Consider the following 6,110-nt stretch of genomic DNA (forward strand, 5'->3'; position numbering starts at 1 on the left):
GGTGGGCACGCTGTGCTTTGCCCACCCTACGATTTCGAGCTACTCCGCCTTCAGGTCTTCCGGGCGCGGCATCGAGATCACGTTGTAGCCGGAATCGACGTAGTGGACTTCACCGGTGACGCCACCGGAGAGATCGGACAGCAGATAGAGTGCGGACCCGCCGAGCTCATCGAGCGTCACGCCGCGGCCGAGCGGTGAATGCTTCTGCTGAAACGCGAACATCGCGCGTGCATCGCCGATGCCCGAACCGGCAAGCGTGCGCACCGGACCCGCTGAAATCGCGTTGATGCGGATGGCGCGCGGGCCGAAATCGGCGGCGAGATAGCGCACGGAGGCTTCCAGCGCCGCCTTCGCAACCCCCATCACGTTGTAATTGGGCATCACGCGCATCGATCCGCCGAACGTCAGTGTGATCATGGCGCCGCCGGTTTCCGGCATCAGCTCGGCTGCGCGCTTGGCGAGCTCGGTGAAGGAGAAGCAGGAGATCAGCATGGTGCGCGAGAAATTCTCGCGCGTGGTGTCCGCATAGCGGCCCTTCAGCTCGTTCTTGTCGGAGAAGGCGACAGCATGGACGAGAAAATCGAGCTGACCCCATTTCTCGCGCAAGGCTGCGAACACCGCATCGACGCTGGCGAGATCCTCGACATCGCAGGGCAGCACGGTGTCGACGCCGAGCGACTGCGCCAGCGGCTTGACGCGCTTGCCGAGCGCCTCGCCCTGATAGGTGAAGGCGAGCTCGGCGCCCTGCGCATGGAGCGTCCTGGCGATGCCCCATGCGATCGAGTGATCATTGGCAACGCCCATGATCAGTCCGCGCTTGCCTTTCATCAGGTCCTGCATTGCCCGTCCGCTCCATTTATTCGCGATGTCATCACCCGCGAAAGCGGGTGATCCAGTATTCCAGAGGCGCTAGCAATCAGTCTGAAAGGCCGCGGCATACTGGATGCCCCGCCTTCGCGGGGCATGACGGATAAATAGATTACGCATCCAGCCGCTTGAACACCAGCGTCGCGTTGGTGCCGCCGAAGCCGAAGGAATTCGACAACACGGTGCCGAGCTTCGCATGATCGATGCGCTTGCGCACGATCGGCATGTCGGCGAAGACGGGATCGAGCTCGGTGATATGCGCGCTCTCGCAGATGAAGCCGTTGTTCATCATCAAGAGCGAATAGATCGCCTCCTGCACGCCGGTGGCGCCAAGCGAGTGGCCGGTCAGCGCCTTGGTCGCCGAGATCGGCGGACATTTCTCTCCGGTGCCGAACACTTTGCGGATCGCCTCGATCTCCGGCGGATCGCCGGCCGGCGTCGAGGTCGCGTGCGGATTGATGTAGTCGACCGGCGTCGTCACCGTCGACAGCGCCATGCGCATGCAGCGCTCGGCGCCTTCACCGGAGGGCGCCACCATGTCGTAGCCGTCGGAGGTGGCGCCATAGCCGACGATCTCGGCATAGATTCGCGCGCCGCGCGCCTTGGCATGTTCAAGCTCTTCCAGCACCACGACGCCGGCGCCGCCGGCGATGACGAAACCGTCGCGGTTGATGTCGTAGGGGCGCGAGGCGGTGGCCGGCGTGTCGTTATATTTCGACGACATGGCGCCCATGGCGTCGAACAGCACCGACAGCGTCCAGTCCAGCTCTTCGCAGCCGCCGGCGAAGATCATGTCCTGCTTGCCCATCTGGATGATCTCGGAGGCATTGCCGATGCAATGGTTCGACGTCGCGCAGGCCGAGGAGATCGAATAGTTCACGCCCTTGATCTTGAACCAGGTCGCAAGCGTCGCGGAAGCGGTCGACGACATGCCCTTGGGAACGGCGAACGGACCGACCCGCTTCGGGCCCTTGGTGCGCGCGATGTCGGCGGCCTCCACCAGCGTGCGCGTCGACGGGCCGCCCGAACCCATGATGATTCCGGTGCGCTCGTTGGAGACTTCGTCCGCCTCGAGCCCGGCATCGCGGATCGCCTGCTCCATCGCCACGTGATTCCATGCCGCACCATCGGCCAGAAACCGCATCGCGCGGCGATCGATCACCTCGGCCGGCTTGAGCGTCGGCGCGCCTTGCACCTGCGAACGGAAGCCGAGCTCGGCATATTTCTCCGCGCGGGTAATCCCGGACTTCGCCTCGTGAAGGCTCGCAAGCACTTCCTGGGTGTTGTTTCCGATGGACGAGACAATGCCCATCCCGGTGATGACAACCCGCCTCATGATCGCCTCGCCCTGCCGTTAGTTTTCTGTGCGATGGTTTCGGTCACGCCGGGGCCGTGCCCTGCTTGAACAGCCCAACCTTCAAATCCTTCGCGCGATAAATAATCTCGCCGTCCATGGAAAGCCAGCCATCGGCAATGCCGAGCACCAGCTTCGAGCGCATCACGCGCTTAATATCTACGTTGTACACAACCTTGCGCACATTCGGCAGAACCTGACCGGCGAGCTTCAGCTCGCCAAGCCCGAGCGCCCGCCCGCGTCCCTCGCCGCCGATCCAGCCGAGGTAAAAGCCAACCATCTGCCACATCGCATCCAGGCCGAGGCAGCCGGGCATGACGGGATCGTTCTTGAAGTGGCAGCCGAAGAACCAGAGATCCGGCTTCACATCGAGCTCGGCGCGCACCAATCCCTTGCCGAACTCGCCACCGGTCTCGGAGATATCGCTGATGCGGTCGAACATCAGCATCGGCGGCAACGGCAACTGGGCATTACCGGGACCGAACATCTCGCCCCTGCCGCACGCCAGCAAATCCTCGTACTCGTAACCGCTGCGCCGCTCCAGCATCCTCTTTCCACTCTCCTCAATGTCCCGGTGAAGCGCTCTCGAACGAACCGGACCGTTTCCCCGGCGGGACAAGATTTCCCGCAACGCGGCGCTACCTTGGGCGCGAACGGCGTCTCTACCGAATTCGCATATGTGGTCCGCGCGCTCTGTAACATAGGCATGAAGGTGCGGCAAAGTGCCGGAATGGGTTAAATTGCTGCATCCCCAGAGGGTTCCGGTCGGGCCGCCTGCGTCGGCCCTAGTTGCGAGGAACTTGCATCTGAAGGATTTCCTTCTTATAGTGTTTGGAATATTGCCCGAGTTAGGTGTCTAGAGTGCATATGAGCGACGAAGTTCCGCATGTGAGCGATGACGCTGGTCAGATCGCCCGCAGCCCCGGTCATCAGCCGGCGCTGACCGGTTGTCCATGGCATGACGTCAATGAAATGCTGCAGGCGGCAGGCCTTCGGCCGACCCGTCAGCGCATGGCGCTGGGCTGGCTCCTGTTCGGCAAGGGCGCCCGCCATCTGACCGCAGAAATGCTTTACGAGGAGGCGACGCTCGCGAAGGTTCCGGTGTCGCTGGCCACCGTCTACAACACGCTGAACCAGCTCACCGATGCCGGCCTGCTGCGTCAGGTCAGCGTCGACGGCACCAAGACCTATTTCGACACCAACGTCACCGCGCACCACCATTTCTATCTCGAGAACAACCACGAGCTGGTCGACATTCCCGACCCGCATCTGGTGCTCTCCAAGATGCCGGATATCCCGGAAGGCTACGAGATCGCGCGCATCGACATGGTGGTGCGGCTGCGCAAGAAGCGCTGAGCTTCGGTACCTCAACACAAGCGGAAATTCCGTAGGGTGGGCAAAGGCGCGTTTGCGCCGTGCCCGCCGTTAACGTCTGTGCTCTCGATGGTGGGCGCGCTTCGCTTTGCCCACCCTACAGCATCATCGCCGGAATTCGGCTAATCCACCTTCTCGTCGGCGTAGACGCCCCACAGGCGCTGCTGCTCGATCCAGCCATCGAAGCCGTTGCCGGTGACGCGGCACCAGCTATTGGCGCATTTCCTCACCTGCGCGATGACGCCGGCCTGCAGCCGCGCCGCCACCGCACTCTTCGCGTCCGGGCGATCGTAGAGCGAGGCCAGATCGTCCTTGTGCTTCATCGTGACGACCGCGGTGCGGCGACCCGATAGCAGCGAATGATAGACCCAGCCTTCGGCGCCTTCGGAATCGCGCACCCGGCGCCAGTTCTCGAACTCGGCGGTGATTTCGACCGGCAGGCCGGAGCGGGTGTAGACCCAGGCGACGTCATTGTCCTTGGTCGGGCCGGCGCGGACGTTCACATGATCGGACTTGAGGCTGACGTAACGGGGTATCGGCAGGCCGCTGGTGGTCGGGCTTGCATCCTTGGCCGAATGTCCTGGGGATACCGAGGTGCCGAGCATGCACCCGACCAGCATCGCCAACCAACTCAACCGCCCCAACGCCATCAACTCGTCTCCTGCCGAGAACGCCAACTCAAATTCTGCGAGTTGAACCCGTGAACGCCCAGAACCCCAGACCCTTGCGCCGCGCGTCAATGCCCCGGCCCGTCTTGCCGAGGGGTTCTTGTGTTGGCCCGGTCTTCTGCTAGAGAGGACGGAACGTTTAGAACCAGAACGCCCGACTTTTCCTTGGAAACCCGAGGCAAGCATCGGGGAACCCAGGGAAACGTGAAGGAAACGCCGGGACCGCGCAGCAACCGCAGTTTCGAACAACCGGGTTAATGAGGCCTGAACGGCGAAGCCTTTGACGGGCCGAAGCCTCATGAGAGCAGGACATGTCGGTTAAGAAGAAGCCTCTCGTCGTCGTCACCCGCAAGCTGCCGGATTCGATCGAGACCCGGATGCGCGAATTGTTCGACGCCAGGCTCAATCTCGACGACACGCCGATGACATCGGAGCAGCTCGCAGAAGCCGTGCGCACCGCTGACGTGCTGGTGCCGACCGTCACCGACCTGATCCGCGAGGACGTCCTCAATCAGCCCGAGTCCAAGGTCCGGCTGATCGCCAATTTCGGCAACGGCGTCGACAATATCGACGTCGCGGCGGCGCATGCGCGCGGCATCACCGTGACCAACACGCCGAAGGTGCTGACCGAAGATACCGCCGACATGACCATGGCGCTGATCCTCGCGGTGCCGCGACGGATGATCGAAGGCGCCTCGATCCTGACCGAGGGCAAGCACTGGCCGGGCTGGTCGCCGACCTGGATGCTCGGCCATCGCATCGGAGGAAAAAGGCTCGGCATCATCGGCATGGGCCGCATCGGCCAGGCGGTCGCGCGCCGTGCCCGCGCCTTCGGCCTGCAGATCCATTATCACAACCGACGCCCGGTGGCCCCGCGCATCGCCGACGAGCTTGGCGCCACCTATTGGGAAAGCCTCGACCAGATGCTGGCGCGGATGGATATCCTTTCGGTGAACTGTCCGCACACGCCTGCGACCTTCCACCTGCTTTCCGCGCGGCGGCTGAAGTTGATCCGAAAAGATGCCTATATCGTCAACACTGCGCGCGGCGAGGTGATCGACGAGGACACGCTGATCAAGCTGATCGAAGCCGGAGAGATCGGCGGCGCCGGCCTCGACGTCTATGAGCACGAACCGGCGGTCAACCCGAAGCTGGTGCGGCTCGCCAAGGCAGGCAAGGTGGCGTTGCTGCCGCATATGGGCTCGGCCACCATCGAGGGCCGCGTCGAGATGGGCGAGAAGGTGATCATCAACATCCGAACCTTCCTCGACAACCACAAGCCGCCGGACCGCGTGCTGCCGAGCATGTTGTGAGCGTGGTGCACCCGTAGCACCTGTAGCCCGGATGGAGCGCAGCGCAATCCGGGATAGGTCTTTGGAGTGCCCCCCAAAAGTGAGACACGGGAAATTAGGGACAGTTCTCTAACGGAGAACGTATGCCCAACAAATCCCCCCGTGTTTTCAGCCGAGAGTTCAAGCTTGAGGCGGTCCGCCGCATTCTGGCGGGCGAGCGGATCAAGGCGCTTTCAGAAGAGCTGAAGGTGCTGCGCAAGGATCTCTACGCATGGCGCGATCTATTTCGCGCCGGCGGGGCGGAGGCGCTGCGGCCGCTGGGGCGTCCGCGCAAGAGCGATGCGGTTGCACCGAGCGTGAGGGCGCGGGCGCGCGATGTTGCGGCGGCCGACCGTGGCGCGCCCGAGCGCATTGCGGAACTTGAGCGCAAGATCGGCCAGCAGCAGATTGAACTGGATTTTTTTCGGCAAGCCTTGCGGCGGGTCAAGGAAGCACGCCGGCCGAGCAGCGGGCCTGGCGTGAGGGGGTCTACGCGGTCATCCAAGCGATGACGAC

At 63.2% G+C, this 6,110-nt stretch carries 7 protein-coding genes; 3 read left to right on the top strand and 4 right to left on the bottom strand.

Features of this window, described 5'->3' with window-relative positions:
* Positions 1 to 39 precede the first annotated feature (39 nt).
* The 3 genes from fabI to fabA all read right to left on the bottom strand — a co-directional run bounded on the left by fabI (position 40) and on the right by fabA (position 2,768).
* Entirely contained in the window at positions 40 to 840 is an 801-nt protein-coding gene (gene fabI, locus AAFX91_RS12320; protein ID WP_130582129.1) for an enoyl-ACP reductase FabI, read from the bottom strand.
* A gap of 139 nt (positions 841 to 979) precedes the next feature.
* Positions 980 to 2,203 carry a beta-ketoacyl-ACP synthase I gene (fabB, locus tag AAFX91_RS12325; RefSeq protein WP_394566629.1) on the bottom strand — a complete coding sequence of 408 codons (1,224 nt, stop codon included), beginning with the start codon at positions 2,201 to 2,203 and terminating at the stop codon, positions 980 to 982.
* A 43-nt stretch (positions 2,204 to 2,246) separates the two neighbouring features.
* The gene (gene fabA, locus AAFX91_RS12330) at positions 2,247 to 2,768 is read right to left on the bottom strand and encodes a 3-hydroxyacyl-[acyl-carrier-protein] dehydratase FabA (protein ID WP_130582131.1); all 522 of its coding nucleotides are present in this window, start codon (positions 2,766 to 2,768) and stop codon (positions 2,247 to 2,249) included.
* 320 nt (positions 2,769 to 3,088) lie between these two features.
* Here fabA and irrA point away from each other — a divergent pair, with 320 nt between their 5' ends.
* Positions 3,089 to 3,577: an iron response transcriptional regulator IrrA gene (gene irrA / locus AAFX91_RS12335; protein ID WP_130582132.1), complete on the top strand. Its 489-nt coding sequence runs from the start codon at positions 3,089 to 3,091 to the stop codon at positions 3,575 to 3,577.
* A 140-nt stretch (positions 3,578 to 3,717) separates the two neighbouring features.
* On the opposite strand, the gene AAFX91_RS12340 is transcribed toward irrA, so the two are convergent.
* Positions 3,718 to 4,245 carry an SH3 domain-containing protein gene (locus AAFX91_RS12340; RefSeq protein ID WP_130582133.1) on the bottom strand — a complete coding sequence of 176 codons (528 nt, stop codon included), beginning with the start codon at positions 4,243 to 4,245 and terminating at the stop codon, positions 3,718 to 3,720.
* A 329-nt stretch (positions 4,246 to 4,574) separates the two neighbouring features.
* Here AAFX91_RS12340 and AAFX91_RS12345 point away from each other — a divergent pair, with 329 nt between their 5' ends.
* Entirely contained in the window at positions 4,575 to 5,576 is a 1,002-nt protein-coding gene (locus AAFX91_RS12345; RefSeq protein ID WP_130582134.1) for a D-glycerate dehydrogenase, read from the top strand.
* A 122-nt stretch (positions 5,577 to 5,698) separates the two neighbouring features.
* Positions 5,699 to 6,106: a transposase gene (locus tag AAFX91_RS12350; protein WP_394566631.1), complete on the top strand. Its 408-nt coding sequence runs from the start codon at positions 5,699 to 5,701 to the stop codon at positions 6,104 to 6,106.
* The last annotated feature ends 4 nt before the right edge of the window (positions 6,107 to 6,110 follow it).

Source organism: Bradyrhizobium sp. 31Argb (assembly GCF_043638955.1).
Classification (GTDB): Bacteria; Pseudomonadota; Alphaproteobacteria; order Rhizobiales; family Xanthobacteraceae; genus Bradyrhizobium.

Bases quoted from the DNA above. Each gene is read 5' to 3' on its own strand.
- fabI (WP_130582129.1), bottom strand. From the start codon at position 840: ATGCAGGACCTGATGAAAGGCAAGCGCGGACTGATCATGGGCGTTGCC.
- fabB (WP_394566629.1), bottom strand. From the start codon at position 2,203: ATGAGGCGGGTTGTCATCACCGGGATGGGCATTGTCTCGTCCATCGGA.
- fabA (WP_130582131.1), bottom strand. From the start codon at position 2,768: ATGCTGGAGCGGCGCAGCGGTTACGAGTACGAGGATTTGCTGGCGTGC.
- irrA (WP_130582132.1), top strand. From the start codon at position 3,089: ATGAGCGACGAAGTTCCGCATGTGAGCGATGACGCTGGTCAGATCGCC.
- AAFX91_RS12340 (WP_130582133.1), bottom strand. From the start codon at position 4,245: ATGGCGTTGGGGCGGTTGAGTTGGTTGGCGATGCTGGTCGGGTGCATG.
- AAFX91_RS12345 (WP_130582134.1), top strand. From the start codon at position 4,575: ATGTCGGTTAAGAAGAAGCCTCTCGTCGTCGTCACCCGCAAGCTGCCG.
- AAFX91_RS12350 (WP_394566631.1), top strand. From the start codon at position 5,699: ATGCCCAACAAATCCCCCCGTGTTTTCAGCCGAGAGTTCAAGCTTGAG.